The organism is Oceanobacter kriegii DSM 6294, from assembly GCF_000422845.1.
Taxonomy (GTDB): Bacteria; Pseudomonadota; Gammaproteobacteria; order Pseudomonadales; family Oceanobacteraceae; genus Oceanobacter; species Oceanobacter kriegii.
The window spans coordinates 60,209-83,388 of sequence record NZ_KE383935.1; the positions used below are offsets into that span (position 1 = coordinate 60,209).

A 23,180-nucleotide genomic window follows, 5' to 3' on the forward strand; every position below is an offset into this window, starting at 1 on the left:
TGCTTGTAGGAGCGGATTTATCCGCGAAACCGTTCGGGGATAAATCCGCGCTGGCGCTTACCTGCCGCCCATGATGGCGATGTAATCTTTCGTCCAGCGGGCGTAGGAAACGCAGCTGCCCTGGCTCTCACACTTGCTGGTCGGGGTTTTCCAGAAATGCACCTGGTCGAAGTTATCGAAGCCATTGGTGGCGCAACCCTCGGCACCCAGCAGCTCGTTGCCGTCGCAGGCGGCAGGTACGGATGGCACGGCACCGAACCAGGCCGCCAGATCGCCCTGCAGTTTTGGTGTGATCGACCAGTTAAGCCATTCGTAGGCACAGTTCGGGTGGGCGGCATCGGTGGCCATCATGGTGGTATCGGCCCAGCCGGTAACGCCTTCTTTCGGGAAGGTCTGCCCAATCGGTGCGCCTTCGGCAATCAGAATGTTGGCCATAAACGGCCAGCTGCTGGAAGCCACCACGCCTTCGTTCTTGAAGTCGCTCATTTGCACGTTGTAGTCGTGCCAGTAACGGTGGATCAGCTGGTGTTGGCTGCGCAGCAGTTCGAGCACCGCGGCGTATTGGCTTTCGTTGAGTTCGTAAGGGTCTTCAATACCGAGTTCGGGTTTGGCCGATTTCAGGTACAGCGCGGCGTCAGCCATGTAGATGGCGCCGTCGTAGGCTTGCACACGACCCTTGTTGGCCTTGCCATCCGGCAGGGTGGTTGGCTCGAACACCACACTCCAGCTGTCTGGTGCCTGTTTGAAGGTATCGGTGTTGTACATCAACACGTTTGGACCCCATTCAAATGGTACGCCGTAGTGTTTGCCGTCGACCGTGTGCCATGGCGCGTTTTGCAGTCGCTTGTCGATGCTATCCCATGCCTTGATCTTGCTGATGTCGATGGCCTGAACCCGTTTGCCGTACACCAGACGCAGCGAGGCATCGCCGGATGCGGTCACCAGATCGTAACCGCCTTTGGCCATCAGGCTGACCATTTCATCGGAGGTGGCGGCGGTTTTGACGTTCACGCTGCAGCCGGTGTTGGCTTCGAATTCGGTTACCCAATCAAATGCCGGGTCGGTTTCACCGCGCTCGATGTAGCCCGGCCAGGCGACGATATCGACGCGGCCTTCGTTGGCACCGGCAGCCATGGCCGGTGCCGTACTGGCGAGCATTAAGGGCAAGAGCGTGACAGGAGAGCGCAGCAGGGTGGAAAACAGCGAACGGTGTTTCGACATGGTGAATCCTCGGCCTGATGGTTGTTAGGTGAGCACCGCTGAGCGGGGCGTCCCAGCGATGATCTGTGCTCAGGCTAAGCCGGATAAAAGTTCTGCGGCCAATTCCAATTATCGAAACTTGCATTCTGAAAAAACGATAGTCTGATATTTAAGGCTGCTGGTATATCGAAAACCGATGGTGTAAAACCTCAGTAACCCTTGTAAATACAGGCTTCCCGCATGGTTCAGCGATGGATCGAACAACACATGCAGCAGTGGTGTCTCTTCTATGACGTCGGGTTTGGCTGCCATGACATTGCCAACAATCCATGGTTATCAGAACTGTTGGCAAAGCGGACGAGAGGTGGCGGGAGATGATGAGCCTGAAGCAACTGCGCTATTTCATCGCCATTGCTGAAACCGGTTCGGTATCGGCGGCGGCACAGGCGGTACACATTTCCCAATCAACACTGACCACCGCCATCAAACAGCTGGAAGACGATCTGGCGGTGGCATTGTTCAGTCGTCATGCCAAGGGCATGGAGTTAACCCATCAAGGGCACCAGTTTCTGCGTCAGGCCTATCTGGTGATGGCCTCGGTCGAGAATGCCCGCCGAAGTTTGCAGCAGGGCACAGACCGGGTGGCCGGAGAGCTGACCATCGGCGTAACCAGTCTGGTGTCGGGCTACTATCTGGCCGATCTGTTATCCCGTTTTCAGCGTATTTATCACGATGTGCAGGTGCGGGTGGTGGAAGACGACAGGGACTATATCGAGCACCTGTTAGTCAGTGGTGAGATTGATGTAGGGGTACTGATTCTGTCAGACCTCAGTCACGCCAGCGCCCTCAATACCGAAGTCCTGAATTTCTCCCATTACCGGCTTTGGCTGCCGCCCGGCCACGAGCTGCTGAATCGCGACAGCATCAGCCTGCGGGATATCGCCGCCGAGCCGATCATTCAGCTTAACGTCGATGATATGGAACAGCGTATCCGGCCGCTGTGGCAGCAGGCCGGTATTCGTCCCAACATCAGTTTGCGCACGGCCTCGGTGGAAGCGGTTCGCAGTCTGGTGTCGGCGGGCATGGGACTGGCGCTGATGCCGGACATGACCTTTCGGCCCTGGTCGGTGGAGGGCGATATGGTAGAAGCGCGGCGTTTGCTGGACGTTGGCGAGACTCTGGATATTGGCCTAGGTTGGCGTCGCGGCGGTGCTCGTAACCCGCTGATTGATTACTTCTTGCCGGTGGCCCGCGAGGTGCTGCCGTTGCGTAATCGCCAATTGTAATTAGCGTCAACGTTTAATGCCGCTAACTTTGATGGCCTGAGCCATGAATCACGACCTGACTATGGACGCTGCTATGAATGATTCCCCGGATTTCGAATCTGTGTCTGAAGCTGTACCACAACCCATGCCCGAACTGCTGCTGATCAATGGCCAACGCATACTGGGTGATGGTGATCCAGAGGCGGTGATTAATCCCCGCACCGGCGAATCATTGGCACATATTCCACAGGCGTCGATAGAGCAAGTCGATGCTGCGGTTGCCGCTGCCCAGACCTCTGCAAAGGCATGGAAGCAGACCTCGGTAGCCCATCGTGCAGCCTGTTTGCTGGCGATTGCCGATGGCATAGAACAGGCAGCCGATGAGCTGGTGGTGCTGGAAGCCCTTAACTGCGGTAAACCGCGCTATCAGGTTGCTGAAGACGACGTCCCTTCGTCGGCGGATGTGTTCCGATTTTTTGCTGCCGTCGTACGTAATCAGCAGGCACCAGCTGCCGCCGAATACATTGCTGGCCAGACCAGTATGATCCGCCGTGATCCGGTGGGGGTGGTGGCGGCCATTGCGCCGTGGAATTACCCGTTGATGATGGCCGCCTGGAAGATCGCGCCAGTGATTGCTGCCGGTAATACCATGGTGTTCAAACCGTCTGAACAAACTCCGCTGACGGCCCTGCGGCTGGCCGATATTCTGGCGGATGTGCTGCCCGCTGGCGTGATCAATGTGGTGCTGGGCCGTGGTGAAAGTGTTGGCAGTCAGCTGATCAATCATCCGGGGGTGCGGATGGTGTCGTTGACCGGCGACGTATCAACCGGCCAAAAGGTATTGCAGGCGGCTCGTCGCAGCGTCAAACGCACGCATCTGGAGCTGGGTGGCAAGGCGCCGGTGCTGGTGCTGAACGATGCCAACATCGATGCCATGGCAGAGCATGTGACCCGTTACGGTTTTTACAATGCCGGTCAGGATTGCACCGCAGCCTGTCACCTGTATGTGGAAAACGAAGTTTATGATCCCACGGTCGAGCGGTTGTCAGCGTGCATTGGCGCATTACGGTTTAACCAGGCTGACGATAACCATAACGATCTTGGACCGCTGATCAGTCAGCGCCAACGCAACAGCGTCGCCAGCTTTGTCGAACGGGCGTTGGAGTTACCGCATATCGAGTTAGCCGTTGGTGGCCGGATTCCGGCCGGTGAGGGGTTTTATTATCAGCCGACCTTACTGGTGGGCGCACGGCCAGAAGACGAAATTGTTCGTCGCGAGGTGTTCGGGCCAGTGGTCTCGGTAACCCGTTGTGATTCCGCCGAGCAGGCCATTCAATGGGCCAACCAGTCGGATTACGCGCTGGCGTCGTCGGTGTGGTCAGGCAATATTGGTCGTGCCATGCAGACCGCCAGTGAGCTGGAATACGGCACCACCTGGATCAACAATCACTTTGCCTTGCCCAGTGAAATGCCCCATGGCGGCCTGAAAAGCTCGGGCTACGGCAAGGACCTGTCGCGTTACGCGCTGGAAGACTTTTCGGTGGTGCGCCACATTATGCTGTCGCATCAGTAACTTGCAGCTGCTGCAGTAACCACTGAATGCCGGTGTCCTGTTGATATAACGGGTGTTGGATCAGTTTCATGCTCCAGTTGGGCAATTCGTCCGGGGCTTCAACCACGCGCACGGGCAGCCAGCTACTGAACATTTCCGCCATCTGCCGTGGCAGCGTCAGTACGGTTTTACGGTTGGCGACCATGCGGGCGGCAGCCAGGTAGTTGATCATTTGCACCACCACCTGACGCTTCAGCTTGCGGCTCGATAACCAGCGGTCAACGCTGTCGATGCTGATGGAGTCGGCGTCGGTCTGATCGACCATTACCACATGGGGCAGGGCAAGGTAGCCGTCCAGATCGAGCTGGTCTGGTATATCGTCAAACTGCTCGCCGACAAGGCATACGGGTTCTTCATCGCGCCAGTTGGTTATCAACAGATGCGAGGGGATTTTGAAGCTGTCGTCGAGGCCAACCACCAGATCGACATCGCCGCTCTCCAGTCGCTCCAATGAGGCCTGTGGGCCGATCATTTCGAGGTTGAACACCAGCCCAGGTGCCTGCTGGTTAAGAGCTGGCATCAGATCAGGCAGCACCACGGCTTCAAAGTAGTCGGTTACCGCCAGGGTAAATACGCGTTTGCTGGTGGCCGGGTTAAATACCTTCGGTGGTGCCAGTGTCTGTTCCAGCTTGCGCAGTACCTCGCGCACTTCCCCTAGCATGGCCATGGCTCTGGGGGTGGGCTGTAAGCCATTACCGCAGCGCACCAGAATCGGATCATCAAGTTGGCTGCGCAGACGGTTGAGGGCGTGGCTGGTGGCCGACTGGCTGAGGAAGACTTTCTCTGCCGCACGGGTAACGTGGGCTTCGGATACCAGCGCCTCGAAGACGCGTAACAGGTTCAGGTCAAACTGATGGAACGACGCGGGCATAGGGCCTTCCTGTAACTTCAGTATTAATGCTGTGCATGTCTTCAGGAATATTATGCATTTCAAGAATTAAAGAACAGCGACTAATCTGCACCCAGTCACTTATTTCTGGCCAATGCCAAACAGGATTCATCATGTCTCAGGCTGCTGTTCACACCATGCTCGCTCCTTCTGCTCCGACTGGAGGTTCCGCCAATGCCGATCTGGCCCTTTACGGCATGATGGGCATGGGCTTTATGAAGAGCCCGATTCTGCGCAACGCTGAAGAGATCCGCCAAAGCGACGCCGATGTGATTGTTGCCGGTGTACCGTTTGATATGGCGACTTCTGGCCGCCCTGGCGCGCGCCTTGGCCCGACTGCGGTACGCCAGGCGTCCGCCAATTTGCTGTGGGAAGGTGCTCGCTGGCCGTGGAATTTCGCTCTCGATGAGCGCCTGAAAATGGCCGATGCCGGTAACGTGGCGTTCAAGCACGGTGAGCCACAAACCATGGTGGATAACCTGCAAGCGCTGGTGCGTGAGATTGCTGAAAGCGGCAAGAAAAGCCTGGTGTTTGGCGGTGACCACTTTATCGCCCTGCCGGTGATTCGTGAGGTAGCCAAAGTGCATGGCCCGCTAGCGCTGGTGCATTTTGATGCCCACACCGACACCTATGATGGTGGCAGTGCCTACGATCACGGCACGCTGTTTCATCATGCCGTGCAGGAAGGCCTGATCGATACCGAACACAGCATCCAGATTGGTATTCGTACCAACTGGGATCGCGACGGCCATCCGTTCGAAGTACTGGACGCGGCGGAAACCAACGACCTCGGTGCCAAAGGCGTGTTAGAGCGTATCAAGGCTCGTGTTGGCGACAAACCGGTCTACGTCAGCTTCGATATCGACGCGCTCGACCCCGCGTTTGCGCCGGGCACCGGTACACCGGTATCCGGCGGCATGACCACCGACTGCGCGCTGAAAATTGCTCGTGGTATGGCTGGCATGGATATTCGTGGTGTCGACGTGGTGGAAGTGGCTCCGGCCTACGACCACGCCGACGTTACTGCACTGGCCGCAGCGACCATCGCGCTGGAATTTATGTACGCCGTGGCGGCGGGCAAATCCTGAGCGGCTGTGTTGCCGCACTGAATCGCGGATAAATCCGCTCCTACAACTCCGCTTCGGGGCATGTCCTACTGTCCCGATATGACGCCGTCTGACACAGTGCTGTTAGATGGCGCTCACTGTGTTCGCTAGTTAAATTTGCAATGCTCCTCTCTGCTGCGAAAAAGCATTCACAGAGTGGCGCTTGCGCTCAACTTTCTATACCTGGTTATCAAACCGGCGTTCCGGCGATTGACGACTTGTAACCTGTTGATAATACTGGTTTCTTTTTGAAAGGCGTTCTCATTCGGGGGCTTTTTCATTATCAAGGATGGTTTCATGCTTCGGATATATCCTCTTGTGATCGCGGCTATTACCGCTTTCTCACTCTCTGCTTGTGCTCAGCAGCCAATGCCCTACGATGCTTCAATGGGGGACCGTGAATCCGGTACCTACAAGCAGATTTCGGCCAACTACAGCGACATTCAGTCACTCAAAGCTGAAAACCGTAGGCTACGGGCGCGGGTGCAAGAATTGGAGTCTGAGTTGGCCGATATGCGAACTCTGGAAGCTCGCGTTCGCATGCTCGAATCCCGGCGCGGAGGCGTTATCTCCATTGACCGCAACCCAACGCCTGAATGGTTCTGTTACCTGGATCTGGGGTTTGGAGAGCGGGGCTTTGGCAACAGTTCGAACAAGCGTTCAGAATCTGTCTACAAGGTTCTGGAGAGCTGCAATCAGTCCGATAAATTCGGCCTGCGCTGTGATGCGGATGATGTCGTTTGTTCAAACGAGTAGTTATCAGGTATCGGCTCGTAGCTGTCATCTGGCACAGTGCTGTTAGATGGCTTGCTGACGATTCTCTTATCCTCGCTCCAATACACCCACCACATAATCAATAAAACTGCGTACCTTGGCCGACATGTGTTTGCGGCTGGGGTATATCAGGTAAATATCAATCGGGCTGCGTTGGTAGTCGGGGAATAGCTCCACCAGTTCGCCGGTGTCGAATTCATCGGTGAATAAAAAGTCGGGCACCCGGGCGATGCCAATACCGGCGCTGCACAGCGCCAATTCCATTTCCGAACTGTTCTGGCTGACGCGGCTGTTCACTTCCACCTCAATGTCCATGCCGTATTGGTTTTTGTATTGCCACAGGCGCGGGTGTTTGAGGTTGCTGTAGGTGATGCAGTGGTGGTGCTTCAGGTCTTCCGGTTTTTCCGGGGTGCCGTATTTTTCCAGATAGGCGGGCGAGGCGATGGTCACCGCCCGTGAGCACATGATCTTGCGGCTGATCAGGCTGGAGTCTTCCAGTTGCGGGGTGGCTCGCACCACCACATCAAAACCGTCGGCCACCACATCGACCTTGCGGTTGTTCATATCCAGTTCCAGGTCGACCTGTGGGTACTCGACCAGAAAGCCTGCAAATATGTGCCGCATACGTGCCACCGCCAGACTGGGCGGACAGCTGATGCGCAAGGTGCCGGTGGGTTGCAGCTGGTGGCCCATTAGGGCGTTCTGCACCTCGTTGGCCTCTGCAATGATCTGCTGACACTGTTGGTAAAACAGCTCACCCTCGGCAGTCAGGTGCTGGGTACGGGTGGTGCGGTTCATCAGCCGTACGCCCAAACGCTCTTCCAGCCGGTTGATTTCCTTGCTGATGTAGGAGGTCGAATGGCCGGTGTTGTCGGCTGCTTTGGTGAAGCTGCCAGCGTTGATGACTTCGGCGAAGATCACCATGCCATCGAGCAGGTCGGCGTTGTAACTCATAGCGTGGTCCTGTCAGGTTGCTCGTTTGATAATGTGTGATTCAAAGTCAAATGGAAATAATAACTACACGATTTCGATATTAATCTTTTATTGGGGTGAATCTATAGTGTGCTTATCGGTTCGGCAAGGCCTGCAACGCAGCCCGCCGACAACTAATTTCTGGCACACGCCGAAGGAGATTGACCATGAAAGTACTGGCTTTTGCAGCATCCAACCACAAGGCTTCCATCAACAAGCAGCTGGTTACTCACGCAACTGATTTGCTGGCCGCCAACGCCAGTGCTGAGGTTGAGATTCTGGACCTGAACGATTTCGAAATGCCGATTTACAGCATTGACCGCGAAGTGGCTGACGGCATCCCTGAGCCAGCTAAGGCGTTCTTCAGCAAGATTGGTGAAGCCGATGCGGTGGTGATTGGTTTCGGTGAATACAACGGCAACTACAGCGTGGCCTACAAGAACGTATTCGACTGGGCTTCCCGTATCGACCAGAAGGTCTACCAGAACAAACCAGCCGTATTGCTGGCGACTTCTCCAGGCCCTGGCGGTGCACAAAGCGTACTGGGCATCGCTGCCGGTTCCGCACCTTACTTCGCTATGGACGTGAAAGCCCAGCTGTCTGTGCCAAACTTCGGCGACAATTTTGACGCTGAAAAAGGCGAGCTGACCAACGCCGACCTGGCTGCTCAGCTGAAAGATGCACTGGCTACCCTGACTGCCTGATCTGAAAACGGTTAGCTTGAAAAACCGGGCAGGGGGTGAGAGACCTGCCCACGCTCACCGGGCCGAGCTGAAGGCCCGGACGCTGCGCGCACACCTGAAGTGGGTACGTTATCCACATATTGGGGACGTCCGCAGCACGGATTTGAGAGTTCTGATTTTCCAAACCCCCATTGGCCAGACCGCACCGCGGTGCTGGCCTTTTTTGTTTCTGGCTTCTTTTGTTTACAGCTTCTTCGAGCAGTGATGTAACCTGTTCCTCCCGCTGGCCGATCAGTAATAACGGACACCATGAAAGACTCCCCTGAAAACGGACACACTCTCGAACTCGATAATTACGTACCAGCCCTGATTACCTTTCTGGCGAACAAGCTGTCTGCGGGAGCCTCGCGCTTGTACCGTGAGAAGTTTGGTGTGGGGATTGTGGAGTGGCGTTTGCTGGCGCTGTTAAAGGTTGAGCCTTGCATCTCCCCTAATCGCATGTGCCAGGTGATTGGGCTTGATAAGGCTGCTGTGAGCCGATCTATCAAGCAGATGCAGCAGCAACAGCTGGTCACCGTTTTGGAAGATCCCACCGATGCACGCAAGTCTCTGGTGGAGCTGACTGATCGTGGTCAGGCATTGCATGATCAGGTTTTTGAAGTAGCGATCAAGCGCGAGCAACTGTTGTTGGAAGAACTGGCGGTTGAAGACAGAGAAGCGCTTATCCGTATTCTGAATCACCTGAATCGCAGAGTCGCAGTGGTGAACGCTTATCAGCCGGACCTCTGAAGCGGGTAACCAAAACCGATCTTTTGGCTGGGACAATTCGGGCCAGCCGTTCTGCTTTTTTCTCCTTCGTTACGCTTGGTTTCAGTGCGACTGAAATCACTCAAGTGATTGTTTTAACGTCTTTTTATTAAATTCCATGTTTTTAGTGTGGCTTCTTTTCTGAGTCATCGGTTGCGTTTTATTTTGCCTTTATCGTTGACATGACAACTAAATTAAAAATATCGTTGATATATCAACAATAACAACGAAAGGTGATCGTCATGCTTGATGTCGTCATCGCAAACACGCAACCGCTGGCGGCAGGGATCTGTGGCCTGACACTGAAATCGGTCGATGGCAGTTGCTTACCTGCTTTTGAGGCCGGTGCTCATATCGATATCCATTTGCCGTCCGGGTTGGTGCGCCAGTACTCGCTGATTGATCCATCCCGTGATGACCAGTACCAGATTGGTGTACTGCTGGACCCGCAATCACGCGGTGGTTCGGCGGAAGTACATGGTCTGGAAGTTGGCCAGCAGCTCAGTGTCAGTGAGCCGCGCAACCTGTTTGCTCTGGATGCGGATGCGCCACACGCGCTGCTGTTTGCTGGTGGCATTGGCATCACACCAATTTTTGCCATGGCTTCCAGCCTGCGCTCTGAGGGCAAATCTTTCGAGCTTCATTACTCCGCTCGTAGCCGCAAGTCAGCCGCCTTTGCTGATCAGCTGTCGTCGCAGGCTGATTGCTTTTGTTATTTCAACGATGAAGACAATGCTCTGGATGCCATGAGGGTTCTGACCCAGGCTCCGGTGGAAAGCCATTTGTACGTCTGCGGTCCAGCCGGATACATCGAGCATATTTTCGAGACTGCCCGTCAACTGGGTTGGGCCGAAGAGCGTCTGCATCGTGAATTCTTCGCTGCCCCTGAGGTGGTGTCGGAAGACGGCGATCTAGCGTTTGAATTGGTCATTGCCAGTACCGGACAGGTGCTTGAAGTTGGCGAGCAAGACAGCGCGTTGGAAGTACTGGAGGACGCAGGCTTCGATATCCCGTCGTCGTGCGAGCAGGGCGTTTGTGGCTCCTGTGTTACCCGACTGACCGATGGTGTTCCCGATCACAGGGACAGCTTTCTTACCACAACCGAACAGGCGTCCAATCAGCTGTTTACCCCTTGCTGCTCAAGGGCCAAAGGCAACCGACTGGTGCTGGATCTCTGAGCCGGATTCTCTCTCCAATAACAACAAGCCAATAACAACAAGCAGGAGTTGATATGTCTGTATCCATTTACATTCCCGGCGTCAGTGCCGAAGTGAAAAACGACAGCGGTCGTCAGCAGGGCGCTTATCCATTGGATATGTGGTACGTCGCTGCCCACAGCAAGGAGCTGAAAGACCAACCAGTTGCTCGCACCTTGCTGAACGAAGCGGTGGTGCTTTTCCGCAAGGGCGATGGCCAGGTTGCGGCGGTGGAAGATCGCTGCTGCCATCGGCATTTGCCATTGTCCAACGGCATCATTGAAGATCAGGGAATCCGGTGTGGTTACCACGGCTTGTTGTTTGATGAAGCCGGGCAGTGTCTGGAAATTCCGGGTCAGGCAAAAGTACCGCGCAAGGCCCGTGTGCATGCTTACCATGTGCGTGAACAGAATCACCTGGTATGGATCTGGTTTGGCAGTGAAGTTGATAGCGCGCCGAATTGTGAGCCGCCGGTGTATCCGGTACACGATGACCCGCAGTACGTCTTTGACGGCGATGTGTATCACTACGATGCGCCGTATCAGCTGATTCACGATAATCTGCTGGATCTCAGTCATCTGGGCTATGTGCATCTGAAGACCATTGGCGGCAATGCCAAGCTGCATATGAACGCCGAAATGAAGGTCGAAAGTGACGAACGCTCGGTCCATGTGGTGCGCCATATGCCCAATTCCGATGCGCCGCCAACGTATCTTGAAGCCTACCCGTTCAAGGGCAAAATCGACCGCTGGCAGGAAATCCTGTTCAAGCCGTCACATCTGGAAATCTGGACCGGTGCGGTGGATCACGGCACCGATGACATCAGTGACCCGAACCGCGGTGGCTTCCATATGCGTGGCTTCCACGGCATTACGCCAGAGACATCCACCTCTGCTCACTACTTTTGGACCATGGCGACCAACCCGACTCAAAACGTCGAGGAAATCAAAGCCAAGGTAGTAGAGCAAACCGAACTGACGTTCGATGAAGACAAGGTCGTTATCGAAGCCCAGTACGCCAACATGAAGCGGTTCGCCGGCACCCCCATGATCGATATTCATGTGGACGTTGGCCCTAACCGTGCTCGTCGTATCATCGAGCAAATGAAGGCAAACCCGGAGGTGACCGTCTAACGGTTGCTTTATTTCAGTAAAAATATGCTGTAACAACAGATCAAAAACACCCGCTCAAACAATAAAAAATCGAGGTGATTATGCTTTCTTTCAAGGTACTCAAACGCGCTGTTTTGCCATGGGTTTCGCTATTGGCCATACCCGGTATTGCCAATGCTGAAGCGGAATACCATTTCCGTATGTCCCATCAGCTGCCACCGGCATCTGAGGTGCATACGCTGATTCTGGAACCCTGGGCCAAAACCATTGAGCAGGAATCCAACGGCCGCATAAAGATCGATGTGTATCCGGCTATGCAGCTGGGTGGCAAGCCACAACAGTTGTTTGATCAGGCTCGTCGTGGCACCGCCGATATCGTCTGGACCGTTGCCGGTTATACGCCGGGTCGTTTCCGTAAGGCCGAGGTATTCGAACTGCCGTTTATGGCAGCTCGTGCTGAAGCCACCAGTCAGGCGATTCAGCAATTTGCGGATGAAGAAATGGCAGAGGCTTTCCGGGATGTAAAGCTGCTGACGATTCATACCAATGCTACTGGCGTACTGCACTCCCGCGATAATCCGATTCGTACCTTGCAGGACTTTAAGGACGTCAAGGTACGGGCGCCAAACAAACCGATCGCCGAAGCCTACAGCGAGATGGGCGCCATGCCGGTTTTTATGCCTGCGCCACAGCTGGCATCTGCGTTGTCCAAGGGGGTGATTGATGTGGCCTCGCTGTCGTACGACATTTTGGGGCCCATGAAGGTGCATGAGCTGGTCAGTTCACACTCCGAGTTGAGCGGAGACCGTGGTTTGTATGCTCAGGTGTTCCTGTTTGCCATGAACAAGAAAAGCTACCAGTCGCTGCCGGACGATCTGAAAGCCTTGATTGATCGTCATTCAGGCCTACCGTTGGCTCGTGAAGCTGGCCGCCTGCTGGATGAGATGGGTGAACGCGGCAAGGCACTGGCCGTTGCGACCAACAACCCTATCTATACCATATCCGCTGAAGAAACCCGGGCGATCCAGCAGCTGATCCAGCCGGTCACTGATGCCTGGATTGAAGACATGAGCGACGATGGCCATAAAGGGAAGTATTTGTATGAACGAGCCAATGCTCTGATTGACCAGTATTCCAATTCCGTAAAAACGGCATCTGAATCGAATTTCTGAGTGTGCCTGGAGTGGTTTTGAGGGCGATTGCACCCGCCTTCAAAGGGAAAAGGCCAGCGCTATGCTGGCCTTTTTTCGTTGGCTGGAATCAGGCAACGATGCGCATGTCCATTTCGCTCAGGTGACTGAGGAACAGGGTAAAGATATCGCTTTGGGTCGAGGTATTCAGGCGTCCGTGAATGTTCTTGCGGTGCACTTTCACGGTGCCGACGCTGATGTTCAGTTGCTCGGCAATCGACTGTGAGCTGTGGCCTTGCAGGATCAGGGCGGTGATTTCCTGTTCGCGGCGGGTCAGTACCCCTTGGCCGAACGTGCGTAAGGCGTGAGTCAGGGTGCTGCGGCTTTTGTCCACCGGGCGGAATTCATCGGCGTTTGATAGCCAGAACTGACGGATCAGTGCGGCCAGTACGATGTACTGTTCTTGCAGGCGGTTGAGTTCGGCGCGGGTGATGCTGCCTATGCTGTGTTTGCGGCCCAATGAAATAGCGAAGCTGTAGCCGTCGTCGAGGGCCACCACCATATTGATTTCGTCGGCCAGGCCAAAGTCCTGATAGCAGGTGTGGTAGTACTCGCTTTGGGTAAAGGAGTCCGGTGCCATGCCGTCGAGGCGGGCAACACCGCTGAAGCCGTCCTTCTGGATGGCGTTGAACAGCGGGTCCAGCAGGTAGCAGTTGGTCAGGTACTGTTCCAGCGTGTCGCTGACGTCGTCGGTTTCGGTGTACAACAATACTGGCCGACGTTCGGCGTGATAAATGGTCATCAGGCAGGTGTCGAACAGGCACACATCTTCCAGATAGGCGGCCAGCTGGTTGGGAAAACCGGCCAGACGTACGTGGTCGATCAGCGCTGCCAACTGACGGTTCAGTTTGCTATCGATGCTGTCGGTCATATCTCCACTCCCAGCTTGCGCACGCTTTCCAGTGTCAGGTCGAAACAATGGCGAGCTTTTTCGCACATTTCGTTCACTTCTTCATGGCTGATCACCAGCGGCGGCGACAGCAGCATGCGGGTGCCGGTGGCGCGCATGATCAGGCCGTTGTTGAAGCAGTGATCGCGGCAAATAGTGCCGATATCTACATGGCTAGGGAAAGGCGTTTTTGAGGCCTTGTCCATCATCAGTGCGACACCGGCCACCAAACCAATGCCGTCGATGTGGCCAACTAACGGATGATCGGCCAGGGATTCGCGCAGGGTTTTCTGGAAGTAAGGGCCAATGTCGTTGCCAACTCGCTCGACGATGCCTTCGTCTTTCATGATGTCGATGGTTTTCAGTGCCACTGCAGCCGCCACTGGATGACCGGAGTAGGTGTAGCCGTGGTTGAAGTCTTCGTCGTGGGCAGCCAGGGCGTTGGCAACGCGGTCGCCAACGGCAACCGCAGCGATTGGTACGTAGCCGGACGACAGGCCTTTGGCCATCGACATCATGTCTGGCTCAATGCCGTAGGTCTGGCTGCCAAACCAGTTGCCGGTGCGGCCGAAACCACAAATCACTTCATCGGCAACCAGCAGGATGTCGTACTTGCGGCAGATGCGCTGGATTTCTGGCCAATAAGTAGAAGGAGGCACGATGACGCCGCCAGCGCCCTGAATCGGCTCGCCAAAGAAGGCAGCCACGTTGTCGGGGCCAACTTCGAGAATCTTTTCTTCTAACGCTTGTGCAGCCTGCAGACCGAACTCCTCTTCGCTGAGGTCGCCGCCTTCGCCGTACCAGTAGGGTTGACGAATATGGGCAATGTTCGGAATCAGCGGGCCGCCCTGTTTGTGCATACCACTCATACCGCCAAGGCTGGTGCCGCCCAGCGTGCTGCCGTGATAGGCGTTTTCGCGGGCAATCAGAATGTTGCGGTACGGCTTGCCCTGAATGGCCCAGTAGTGACGGGCCAGACGCATCAGGGTGTCGATGGCTTCGGAGCCAGAGCCCGCAAAGAAAATGCGGTTCAGATCACCCGGTGTTACCGAGGCAATGGCTTCTGCCAGTTTTGCCGCCGGGCCGTGGGTGGTCTGGAAAAAGGTGTTGTAGTACGGCAGCTCATTCATTTGCTGATACGCAACGTCCGCCAGTTCCTTGCGGCCATAGCCCAGATTCACACACCACAAACCCGCCATGCCGTCGATGATCTTATTGCCCTGTTCGTCCCACAGGTACACGCCGTCGGCTTTGGTGATAACACGGGCGCCCTTGTTGTTAAGGCTGCCGGTATTGGTGAAAGGATGCAGATGGTGTTTGGCATCCAGTTGTTGCAGTGGTGAGGCCATGGGTCCTCCTGACGCTGAGTGAGTGTCGTTATTTTGTGATCACAATATTGTGATCACAAAATTCAAAGTGCAATGGGAAAAACGTCAACTGGCTCAAATTGTCATCATTGTTAATTTGAAGAGAGAAGGACGGTGCGCAGTGCGCACCCTACATGGCGTGGGTGTAGGTCTGTTAGAGACGCGAAGCGGCTGCCATCTGACGTTGCTGTGTGTGCTTCAACGCTCTGTTGAACATGCATCGGGATTTCGAGAGCAAGCTCTCTCCCACAAAAATCTCGTAAGCGATGTGAGAAATAATGTGGGAGGTAGCTTGCTGCCGATGGTCCGACACCAGATTCCAGACTTTATAGGATGGTGCGCTTGCGCCCATCACAGCGACGATGCATGCCTGATGGGCACAAGTGCCCATCCTATTTTTGATACACCCGACACCCGACACCCGACACCCGACACCCGACACCCGACACCCGACACTCTGCGAATCAGGCGCTCAGCAGCTGTTGCAGGGTTTCTGGCGAAGAGGCAAAGGCGCAGCCATCACGGATGTCGGCGGCGACGGCCAGTTTCAGGGCAACGGGGTCCTGACGGGTGATGGCATCCATGGCTTCGTGGTGGCGGTCTATCTGGTAGTACTCATCAAGGTAGGCGGCGGCCACGCGCATGAACGGCGCCAGTTGCAGCCACAGGCTTTCGATCAAGGGCATGGTGACCTGATGGGGGTTGGCGGTGTAGATCAGGCGGTGGAAGTCCTGATTCACCCGCATTACGGTTTCGGCATCGCCGGTGGCTTCGGCGGCATCAATTTGCTCGTCGAGTGTGCGCATTTGTGCCAACCGTTGGGCATCGATGTAGGGCAGTGCTTGCCCAGCGGCGTGGCTTTCCAGCGCGATTCGGGCTTCCACCAGTTCGCTGAATTTCATCGCCGTCATACGCGGCACCATGACCCGTCGGTTGCCCTGGATTTCCAGTGCGCCTTCGGCAGCCAGTTGGCGCAAGGCCTCACGTACCGGCATGGGGGAAACGTCCAGCAGGGCAGCCATTTCACGAATGGTGACGGCCCGACCCGGTGGCAGTTGGCCCAGCATCACGGCCTGACGCAAGGTGCTGTATACCCACTGGGTGATAGTTACAGCGTCGTCGCGCTGCTCTAGGGTGATCTGTATCGGCGAGTGCTTGTCCATACCGGTGTCTTTTGTGGTTACCGCATCGGATTTTTCGTTACTTCGGGCAGCAGATCTTGCTACTGGTCATTAATGTGATCACAATTCAAAGGCCTTGTGCAATTGTCAGATGAAGAATTTCTGAAATCACTTTATCCAATTATGCTTGGCCCAACAGACAAAAACACTACTGGTGTGGTTATGCAAAACGATTTCGATCTTTTTATTGTGGACCTGAACGGCAATTTGCGCGGCAAGCGTTTGCTCGGCAGCTCCCTCGACAAGGTGTATGAGGAAGGCGTCAAATTGCCTCGCTCGGTTTCCGGTCTGGATTTCTGGGGCGGCGACGTTCCAGAGAATGGTCTGGTGTTCGAAACCGGCGACAACGACGGTGTTTGCATGCCCGTTCAGGACAAGCCAGTGCCAGTGCCGTGGGCGGAAAAAGACCGTCACCAGCTGCATGCCATGATGTGGAATCCGGACGGCACCGAATTCACGGCCGATCCGCGCCAGTGTCTGTCTCATATCGTCAAGCAATACCACGACCGCGGCTGGTACCCGGTGATGGCCACCGAGCTGGAATTCTATCTGATGGACGGCTCGTCTGAAGAAATCCAGCGCCCGCAGCCACCGGTGCTGGACCGTGGTCATGGCCGTCGCCTGAACACCACCGACGCTTATTCCATCGAAGATGTGGACGGTCTGGAATCTTTCTTTGCCGAAGTGCGCGACACCTGTGAAAAGCAGGGCGTGCTGGCCGACACCATTATTTCCGAATTGGGCCCTGGCCAGTTCGAGATCAATCTCAAGCACGTGCAAGACCCGCTGGCGGCTGGTGATCAGGCGATCTGGTTCAAGCGTCTGGTGAAAGGCATTGCGCGTAAGCATGGTTACAGCGCCACTTTTATGGCCAAGCCATACGCTGAAGAGTCCGGCAACGGTTTTCACGTGCACTACTCTCTGGTGGATGCTGACGGCAATAACCTGTTTGACGACGGCGGTGAAGACGGCACCCCAATGCTGCGCCACGCCGTTGCGGGCATGCTGGAAATGATGCCGCAGTGCATGTTGATGTTTGCGCCGCACCTGAACTCTTACCGTCGCTTTATGGAAGGTTCCCACGCGCCGGTATTTGCCAGCTGGGGTTACGAGAATCGCACGGTTTCCATTCGTATTCCGGAGAGTGATCCGGTTGCCCGTCGTATTGAGCACCGAGTGGCGGGTGCGGATGCCAACCCGTATCTGGTGCTGGCGTCGGTACTGGCTGGTGGTTTGTACGGCATTGAAAATGAGCTTGAAGCCCCTGAGCCAATGGTGGGGGATGCCTATGCCGCAGCCGACGAATCGACCCGCTTGCCAAGCCGTTGGGAAGACGCCATCAAGACGCTGGAACACAGCGAACAGGTGCCACACTACCTGACCGAAGAGTTCGTACGGGTGTACGGTGCGGTGAAGAGCGCCGAATATAAAGATTTGTGTAGCCGCATTTCTGATATTGAGTACGAAGCCTATCTGGGCTTACTCTGACGCTTGTCAGGAAGATGGTTGCTACAGCAAAACGGGAGGCCTTCAGGCTTCCCGTTTTTGGTTGTAAAGCGCGTTTTTCGATATAGGCCAATGGGCCAAAGCCTTACCTTCAGCAACTCAGTAAAAGTGCAACAGGATGTGCCAATTGAAGACATTGTCAGTTGTTTGTCACAAAACCGTCGCGGTCCCGCGGCGCTGCCAATCTGCCAAAGCCAGTAAACATGGGGCTTGGGCGTTGATCCACGGGTGAACGAACGTACCTAACCCCCAGGGGGTATGGGAACAGCACCCGGCCATCAGTAGCGTTAATCAAAATGGCATCAAGACCATCGGGCCAAGGCCTGCCTATCACTACACGAGATCCGGAGAACGAACGCATGAAGAAGAAAAACTGGTTGGCGGCAATGACCGCCGCGGCACTTGCAACGACTTCCCTCGGCCTGTCTGCGGCGGCATCTGCCGAAAGCAAACAGCTGAATATCTACAACTGGTCTGACTACATCGACATGGAAGACGTCAAACGCTTTGAAGCCGAAACCGGCATCAAGGTGGTGTACGACGTATACGATTCCAACGAGATGTTGGAAAGCAAGATCATGGCAGGCAACACCGGCTACGACATTGTGGTGCCAACCGGTTCTTTCCTGGAGCGTCAGATTCAGGCCGGTATCTACACCGAAATCGACAAGAGCAAGCTGAGCAACTACGGCAACCTCGACTCCGAACTGCTGGCCAAGGTGGCTCGTCACGATGGCAACAACGCCCACAGCGTACCGTATGCCTGGGGCACCATTGGTCTGGGTCTGAACAACGATCAGGTGGCCGAGCGTCTGGGCGATATGCCAACCGACAGCTGGGATCTGCTGTTCAAGCCTGAAGTGGCTGCCAAGCTGAAAGACTGTGGTATTGGTGTACTGGATTCCCCGGCTGAAATCACCGCCATTGCGCTGAACTACCTGGGTCTGGACCCGAACTCTGAAAGCAAGAAAGACCTGGAAAAAGCCGAAGCACTGCTGAAAGGCACTCGTGGCAACATTCGTTACTTCCACTCCAGTCAGTACATCAATGACCTGGCCAACGGCGATATCTGTGTGGCGGTTGGCTACAACGGCGACATCATGCAGTCTGTGGGTCGTGCCGATGAAGCAGAGCAGGGCGTTAGCCTGAGCTACACCATTCCAAAAGAAGGCACGCTGGTGTGGTTCGACCTGATGGCCATTCCTGCGGATGCACCGCACAAGGATGCTGCCTACAAGTTCATCGACTACGTGCTGACGCCAAAGGTTGCTGCTGGTATTTCCAACTACGTCTACTACGCCGTACCGAATACCGCTGCTGAACCTCTGATCATCGACGAAGTGATCAATGACCCGGGCATCTACCCAACCGAAGCAGTCAAAGCCAAGCTGTTCCCGCAGCAAGCTCATACTGCCAAGTTCGACCGTCTGCTGAACCGCGCCTGGTCGAACGTAAAAACCGGTCGTTAATTCCGGTATACCGCTGACGGTAACGACCGTTAGCGGTACTAGCTACATAACTAAAAACAGAGGCGAAGGGACTCAACGAATAACTCTGCACAGAGTTGGGCAAGTTATTCAGGGGGTCCCAAATCCGGTCTCTACCAACTGACTGACCAACAGTCTGTGGAAGCAAGGCTATGACAATTGCAGAACTCTCTCCCGAGCAACAGAAAGACACCAACAAGGCAGCAGCCAAAAATCCGCTGACCGCTCCGGCACCGGACCTTTGGCGTGACCCCAATGCCAAGCCTTTTGTGGTTTTCGATAACGTCACCAAGAAGTTTGATGACTTCACCGCGGTCGACAATATCAGTCTGAATATCTATCGGCGCGAGCTGTTCTGCCTGCTGGGCGGTTCCGGTTCCGGTAAAAGTACGCTGCTGCGTATGCTGGCCGGTTTCGAGCAGCCAACCTCTGGCCGCATCCTCATCGACGGTGTCGATATGGCGGGCATCAAGCCGTGGAATCGTCCGGTCAACATGATGTTCCAGTCCTATGCGCTGTTCCCGCACCTGAGCGTGGAAAAGAACATTGCCTTTGGCCTCAAGCGCGAAGGTCTGGCCGATGGCGACATCAAAAAGCGCGTCGCCAATATGCTCGACATGGTGCAGTTGGGCCATCTGGGCAAGCGCAAGCCGCATCAGCTGTCCGGTGGTCAGCGTCAGCGTGTAGCCCTGGCCCGTTCACTGGTGAAAAACCCGAAACTGCTGTTGCTGGATGAGCCACTGGGGGCACTGGACAAAAAGCTGCGTGAAGAAACCCAGTTCGAGCTGATGAACATTCAGGAAGAAACCGGCGTGACCTTCGTGGTGGTAACCCACGACCAGGAAGAAGCCATGACGCTGGCGACCCGCATTGGCGTGATGAACACCGGCAACATTGTCCAGGTGGGTGAACCACATGACATCTACGAATACCCGAACTCTGCTTTTGTGGCCCGCTTTATTGGTTCGGTGAACCTGATCAATGGCCGCATCATTGAAGACGAAGTCGACAGTGTACGAGTGAAAAGTCAGGACATGGACGCACCGCTGTATCTGAACCACGGCATCAGCTGTGCGCCGGGTCAGGAAGTGAACGTGGCCATTCGTCCGGAAAAAATCATGCTCAGCCGCGAGTTGCCCGAACAAACCGACAACCGCTGCGAAGGCACCATCGAAGACATCGCTTACATGGGCAGCATGTCGATCTTCCGTATCCGCCTGGATAGCGGTAAGGAAATCCGCGTGACCCAACCCAACATCGCCCGCGATATGGGTGCCCGTTTCACCTGGAATGACCGTGTTCACATGTATTGGGATGTGGACAGCGCCGTGGTTCTGACCAGCTAAGGGGGCAAGGATGACGCAATCTACTTCACATCAAGAGCCAGCCATCGGCCTGGCTCGTCTGGCGCAGCTGTTTTCGATGCTGTGGCAGTTTATCGGTCTGGGACGGGTAAACTGGGGTCGCCTGATGGTGATCGCCGTGCCGTACTTCTGGCTGGCACTGTTCTTCTTTATTCCGTTTGTGGTGGTGTTCAAAATCTCGCTGGCCGAGAGTGCCATTGCGGTGCCGCCGTACAGCAGCCTGCTGGACTGGGATCTGGAAGAAGCTTACCTCAACATCAAAATCAATCTTGGTAACTACCTGTTCCTGTGGGAAGACAGCTTTTATCTGGATGCCTATTTAAGCTCCATCAAGATCGCGGTGATTTCCACCCTGTTGACACTGGTGGTGGGTTTCCCGATCGCCTGGCTGATTGCCCGTAGCGAAGGCACCACCCGTACCGTACTGCTGGCGCTGGTGATTCTGCCGTTCTGGACCTCGTTTCTGCTGCGCGTATACGCCTGGATGGCGCTGCTGAAAAAGAGCGGCCCGATTAACGACATTCTGATGGCGGTGGGTTTGATCGACCAGCCGATCCAGATGCTACAAACCGACTTCGCCGTTTACATCGGCATCGTCTATACCTACCTGCCGTTCATGATTCTGCCGCTGTACACAGCGCTGGAAAAACTTGATATGACGCTGGTCGAAGCTGCTGCGGATTTGGGCTATCGCCCGGTGCAGAGCTTCTTTGCCGTGATCGTGCCGTTGGCCCTGCCGGGCATTGTTGCTGGCTGCTTGCTGGTGTTCATTCCAGTGGTGGGCGAGTACGTGATTCCGGCCTTGTTGGGCGGTTCCGATACCCTGATGATTGGCCGCGTATTGTGGGATGAGTTCTCGATCAACCGCGATTGGCCGATGGCTTCCGCTGTTGCCACTGTGATGCTGGTGTTGTTGGTATTGCCGATCATGCTGGTACGTAACCGAGCCGACGATCAGGAGGGCAAGGCATGAAGAAGCAAGGTTCCTGGGTGTTATGGGGCAGTGCCACGCTGGGCTTCCTGTTCCTGTATTTGCCGATTATCTCGCTGGTGATCTACAGCTTTAACGAATCCAAACTGGTGACGGTGTGGGGCGGTTGGTCGCTGAAATGGTACGGCGAGCTGTTCCGCAACGAGCAGATTCTTAACGCTGCAGCACTCAGCTTCAAGGTGGCCTTCATCAGCGCCACCCTTGCGGTGGTGCTGGGCACCATGGCTGGATTTGCCTTGCAACGGATGGGTAAATTCAAAGGCAAACTGATCTTCTCGGGCTGGATTTCAGCCCCGCTGGTGATGCCGGAAGTGATTACCGGTTTGTCCTTGCTGCTGTTGTTTGTGGCGCTGGAAAGCCTGTTTGGCTGGCCCGCTGGCCGTGGCACCCTGACCATCATCATCGCGCATACCACGTTCTGTATGGCCTATGTGGCGGTGATTGTGCAGTCGCGTCTGGCGGGCTTTGACGAAACGTTGGAAGAAGCTGCCATGGACCTCGGCGCCAAGCCGTCGTCGCTGTTCTTTTTGGTGACGCTGCCGCTGATCATGCCTGCCATTCTGGCCGGTTGGTTGCTGTCGTTCACCATGTCGCTGGACGATCTGGTGATTGCCAGCTTCGTGTCCGGGCCTGGCAACAGCACCTTGCCGATGGTGATCTTCTCCAAGGTACGTTTGGGCGTGACCCCGGAAGTGAACGCGCTGGCGACCCTGATGATCCTGATTGTGGCCGTCGGTGTGCTGGTGGCCATGTTCCAGATGCGCAAGCGGCCACAGCCTGAATAAGTGTGTGCGGGGGCAGCAGCCCCCGTTTTCTGTTTTGTAAGAACGACCCCAAGAGCACGTTATGAAAATTGGTATTCTCGCCACCGGTATCACACCGGATGAAATGATTCCTGAATACGGCACTTACGCCGACATGTTCGTACGCCTGTTCGAGCCGCTGGAAACCGACTTTGAATACCGCATTTACGAAGCCCGACTGGGCGAGCTGCCGATGTCGGCAGACGAGTGCGATGGCTGGATCATCACCGGCTCCAAATTCAGTGTGTACGAAGACCTCGACTGGATTCGCAACCTGAAAGATGTCGCCCGCCAGATTCAGGCGTCTCGCAAGCCGCTGGTCGGCATCTGTTTTGGTCACCAGCTGATGGCCGAAGCCTTCGGTGGCAAGGTTGAAAAATACCAGGGCGGCTGGGGTGTGGGTGTTCACAAGTATCGCGTACATGGCGTGCTGGCTAACCGTTTGTCGGATCGCATTCGCGTCAACGCGGTGCATCAGGATCAGGTAACGGTACTGCCACAGGGCGCGGAAGTGATTGCCAGCTCCGAGTTCTGCCAATACGCCGGTTTGAGCTACGACAATGGCCGTATGGTCAGCTTGCAACCGCACCCGGAGTTTACCCTGCGCTTTGAAGCCGACCTGCTGAACTTCCGTGGTGGTGACGGCATCCCTGCCGACGACGCCAAAGCCGGTGTGGTGACTGCCACCGCCAGCGATGCCTGTGTGGATTCCCCGGTGATCGCCGAGTGGCTGGCCGACGTGCTGCAAAAGCAGTACTGATCCATCAAAAAAACAGGGAGTCTGGC

General features: G+C 55.5%; 21 protein-coding genes. 15 read left to right on the top strand and 6 right to left on the bottom strand.

All coding sequences use genetic code 11. From position 1 onward, the window contains the following. Nucleotides 1-57: 57 nt before the first annotated feature. On the bottom strand, nt 58-1,221 hold the full coding sequence (locus tag G516_RS0119865; RefSeq protein ID WP_084645274.1) for an ABC transporter substrate-binding protein: 1,164 nt from the start codon (nt 1,219-1,221) through the stop codon (nt 58-60). Nucleotides 1,222-1,574: 353 nt separating this feature from the next. On the opposite strand from G516_RS0119865, the gene G516_RS0119870 reads away from it, so the two are divergent. Further along, nucleotides 1,575-2,486, top strand: coding sequence for a LysR family transcriptional regulator (locus G516_RS0119870; protein ID WP_028295132.1), 912 nt, complete (start codon nt 1,575-1,577; stop codon nt 2,484-2,486). A 73-nt stretch (nt 2,487-2,559) separates the two neighbouring features. After that, the gene (locus G516_RS0119875) at nt 2,560-4,038 is read left to right on the top strand and encodes a gamma-aminobutyraldehyde dehydrogenase (RefSeq protein ID WP_245582706.1); all 1,479 of its coding nucleotides are present in this window, start codon (nt 2,560-2,562) and stop codon (nt 4,036-4,038) included. On the opposite strand, the gene G516_RS0119880 is transcribed toward G516_RS0119875, so the two are convergent. Then, on the bottom strand, nt 4,019-4,948 hold the full coding sequence (locus G516_RS0119880) for a LysR family transcriptional regulator (RefSeq protein WP_028295134.1): 930 nt from the start codon (nt 4,946-4,948) through the stop codon (nt 4,019-4,021). The genes G516_RS0119875 and G516_RS0119880 overlap by 20 nt on opposite strands. Nucleotides 4,949-5,079: 131 nt before the next feature. On the opposite strand from G516_RS0119880, the gene speB reads away from it, so the two are divergent. Both speB and G516_RS0119890 read left to right on the top strand, forming a co-directional pair. Then, on the top strand, nt 5,080-6,054 hold the full coding sequence (gene speB, locus G516_RS0119885) for an agmatinase (protein WP_245582707.1): 975 nt from the start codon (nt 5,080-5,082) through the stop codon (nt 6,052-6,054). Nucleotides 6,055-6,369: 315 nt separating this feature from the next. After that, a complete protein-coding gene (locus G516_RS0119890; RefSeq protein WP_156879122.1) occupies nt 6,370-6,828 on the top strand; it encodes a hypothetical protein in 459 nt (152 codons plus the stop codon). A 66-nt stretch (nt 6,829-6,894) separates the two neighbouring features. On the opposite strand, the gene G516_RS0119895 is transcribed toward G516_RS0119890, so the two are convergent. After that, on the bottom strand, nt 6,895-7,800 hold the full coding sequence (locus G516_RS0119895) for a LysR family transcriptional regulator (protein ID WP_028295137.1): 906 nt from the start codon (nt 7,798-7,800) through the stop codon (nt 6,895-6,897). 185 nt (nt 7,801-7,985) lie between these two features. On the opposite strand from G516_RS0119895, the gene G516_RS0119900 reads away from it, so the two are divergent. From G516_RS0119900 to G516_RS0119920, 5 genes are all read left to right on the top strand, one after another. Beyond that, nucleotides 7,986-8,522, top strand: a complete 537-nt coding sequence (locus G516_RS0119900; protein ID WP_028295138.1) for an NADPH-dependent FMN reductase — start codon at nt 7,986-7,988, stop codon at nt 8,520-8,522. A 288-nt stretch (nt 8,523-8,810) separates the two neighbouring features. Then, nucleotides 8,811-9,290, top strand: coding sequence for a MarR family winged helix-turn-helix transcriptional regulator (locus G516_RS0119905; RefSeq protein ID WP_028295139.1), 480 nt, complete (start codon nt 8,811-8,813; stop codon nt 9,288-9,290). Nucleotides 9,291-9,550: 260 nt separating this feature from the next. Further along, a complete protein-coding gene (locus G516_RS0119910; protein WP_028295140.1) occupies nt 9,551-10,486 on the top strand; it encodes a PDR/VanB family oxidoreductase in 936 nt (311 codons plus the stop codon). Between the two features lie 53 nt (nt 10,487-10,539). Next, a complete protein-coding gene (locus G516_RS0119915; RefSeq protein WP_084645275.1) occupies nt 10,540-11,637 on the top strand; it encodes an aromatic ring-hydroxylating dioxygenase subunit alpha in 1,098 nt (365 codons plus the stop codon). Between the two features lie 80 nt (nt 11,638-11,717). Beyond that, the gene (locus G516_RS0119920) at nt 11,718-12,788 is read left to right on the top strand and encodes a TRAP transporter substrate-binding protein (protein ID WP_028295142.1); all 1,071 of its coding nucleotides are present in this window, start codon (nt 11,718-11,720) and stop codon (nt 12,786-12,788) included. Between the two features lie 88 nt (nt 12,789-12,876). On the opposite strand, the gene G516_RS0119925 is transcribed toward G516_RS0119920, so the two are convergent. The 3 genes from G516_RS0119925 to G516_RS0119935 form a co-directional block, all read right to left on the bottom strand. Further along, nucleotides 12,877-13,677, bottom strand: coding sequence for a helix-turn-helix transcriptional regulator (locus tag G516_RS0119925; protein WP_028295143.1), 801 nt, complete (start codon nt 13,675-13,677; stop codon nt 12,877-12,879). Continuing rightward, a complete protein-coding gene (locus tag G516_RS0119930) occupies nt 13,674-15,044 on the bottom strand; it encodes an aspartate aminotransferase family protein (RefSeq protein ID WP_028295144.1) in 1,371 nt (456 codons plus the stop codon). The genes G516_RS0119925 and G516_RS0119930 overlap by 4 nt, the downstream gene beginning before the upstream one ends. A 482-nt stretch (nt 15,045-15,526) precedes the next feature. Then, nucleotides 15,527-16,225, bottom strand: coding sequence for a GntR family transcriptional regulator (locus G516_RS0119935; RefSeq protein ID WP_051219653.1), 699 nt, complete (start codon nt 16,223-16,225; stop codon nt 15,527-15,529). 180 nt (nt 16,226-16,405) lie between these two features. Here G516_RS0119935 and G516_RS0119940 point away from each other — a divergent pair, with 180 nt between their 5' ends. The 6 genes from G516_RS0119940 (at nt 16,406) to G516_RS0119965 (ending at nt 23,154) form a co-directional block, all read left to right on the top strand. Continuing rightward, entirely contained in the window at nt 16,406-17,731 is a 1,326-nt protein-coding gene (locus tag G516_RS0119940) for a glutamine synthetase family protein (protein WP_036537641.1), read from the top strand. Between the two features lie 377 nt (nt 17,732-18,108). After that, on the top strand, nt 18,109-19,218 hold the full coding sequence (locus G516_RS0119945; protein ID WP_028295147.1) for a polyamine ABC transporter substrate-binding protein: 1,110 nt from the start codon (nt 18,109-18,111) through the stop codon (nt 19,216-19,218). A 170-nt stretch (nt 19,219-19,388) separates the two neighbouring features. Beyond that, entirely contained in the window at nt 19,389-20,582 is a 1,194-nt protein-coding gene (locus tag G516_RS0119950) for an ABC transporter ATP-binding protein (protein WP_084645276.1), read from the top strand. A 76-nt stretch (nt 20,583-20,658) separates the two neighbouring features. Then, nucleotides 20,659-21,573 carry an ABC transporter permease subunit gene (locus G516_RS0119955; protein WP_051219669.1) on the top strand — a complete coding sequence of 305 codons (915 nt, stop codon included), beginning with the start codon at nt 20,659-20,661 and terminating at the stop codon, nt 21,571-21,573. After that, complete coding sequence (locus G516_RS0119960) at nt 21,570-22,376, top strand: ABC transporter permease subunit (protein ID WP_028295150.1); 807 nt, start codon at nt 21,570-21,572, stop codon at nt 22,374-22,376. The genes G516_RS0119955 and G516_RS0119960 overlap by 4 nt, the downstream gene beginning before the upstream one ends. A gap of 61 nt (nt 22,377-22,437) precedes the next feature. Further along, on the top strand, nt 22,438-23,154 hold the full coding sequence (locus G516_RS0119965; protein WP_028295151.1) for a type 1 glutamine amidotransferase: 717 nt from the start codon (nt 22,438-22,440) through the stop codon (nt 23,152-23,154). The last annotated feature ends 26 nt before the right edge of the window (nt 23,155-23,180 follow it).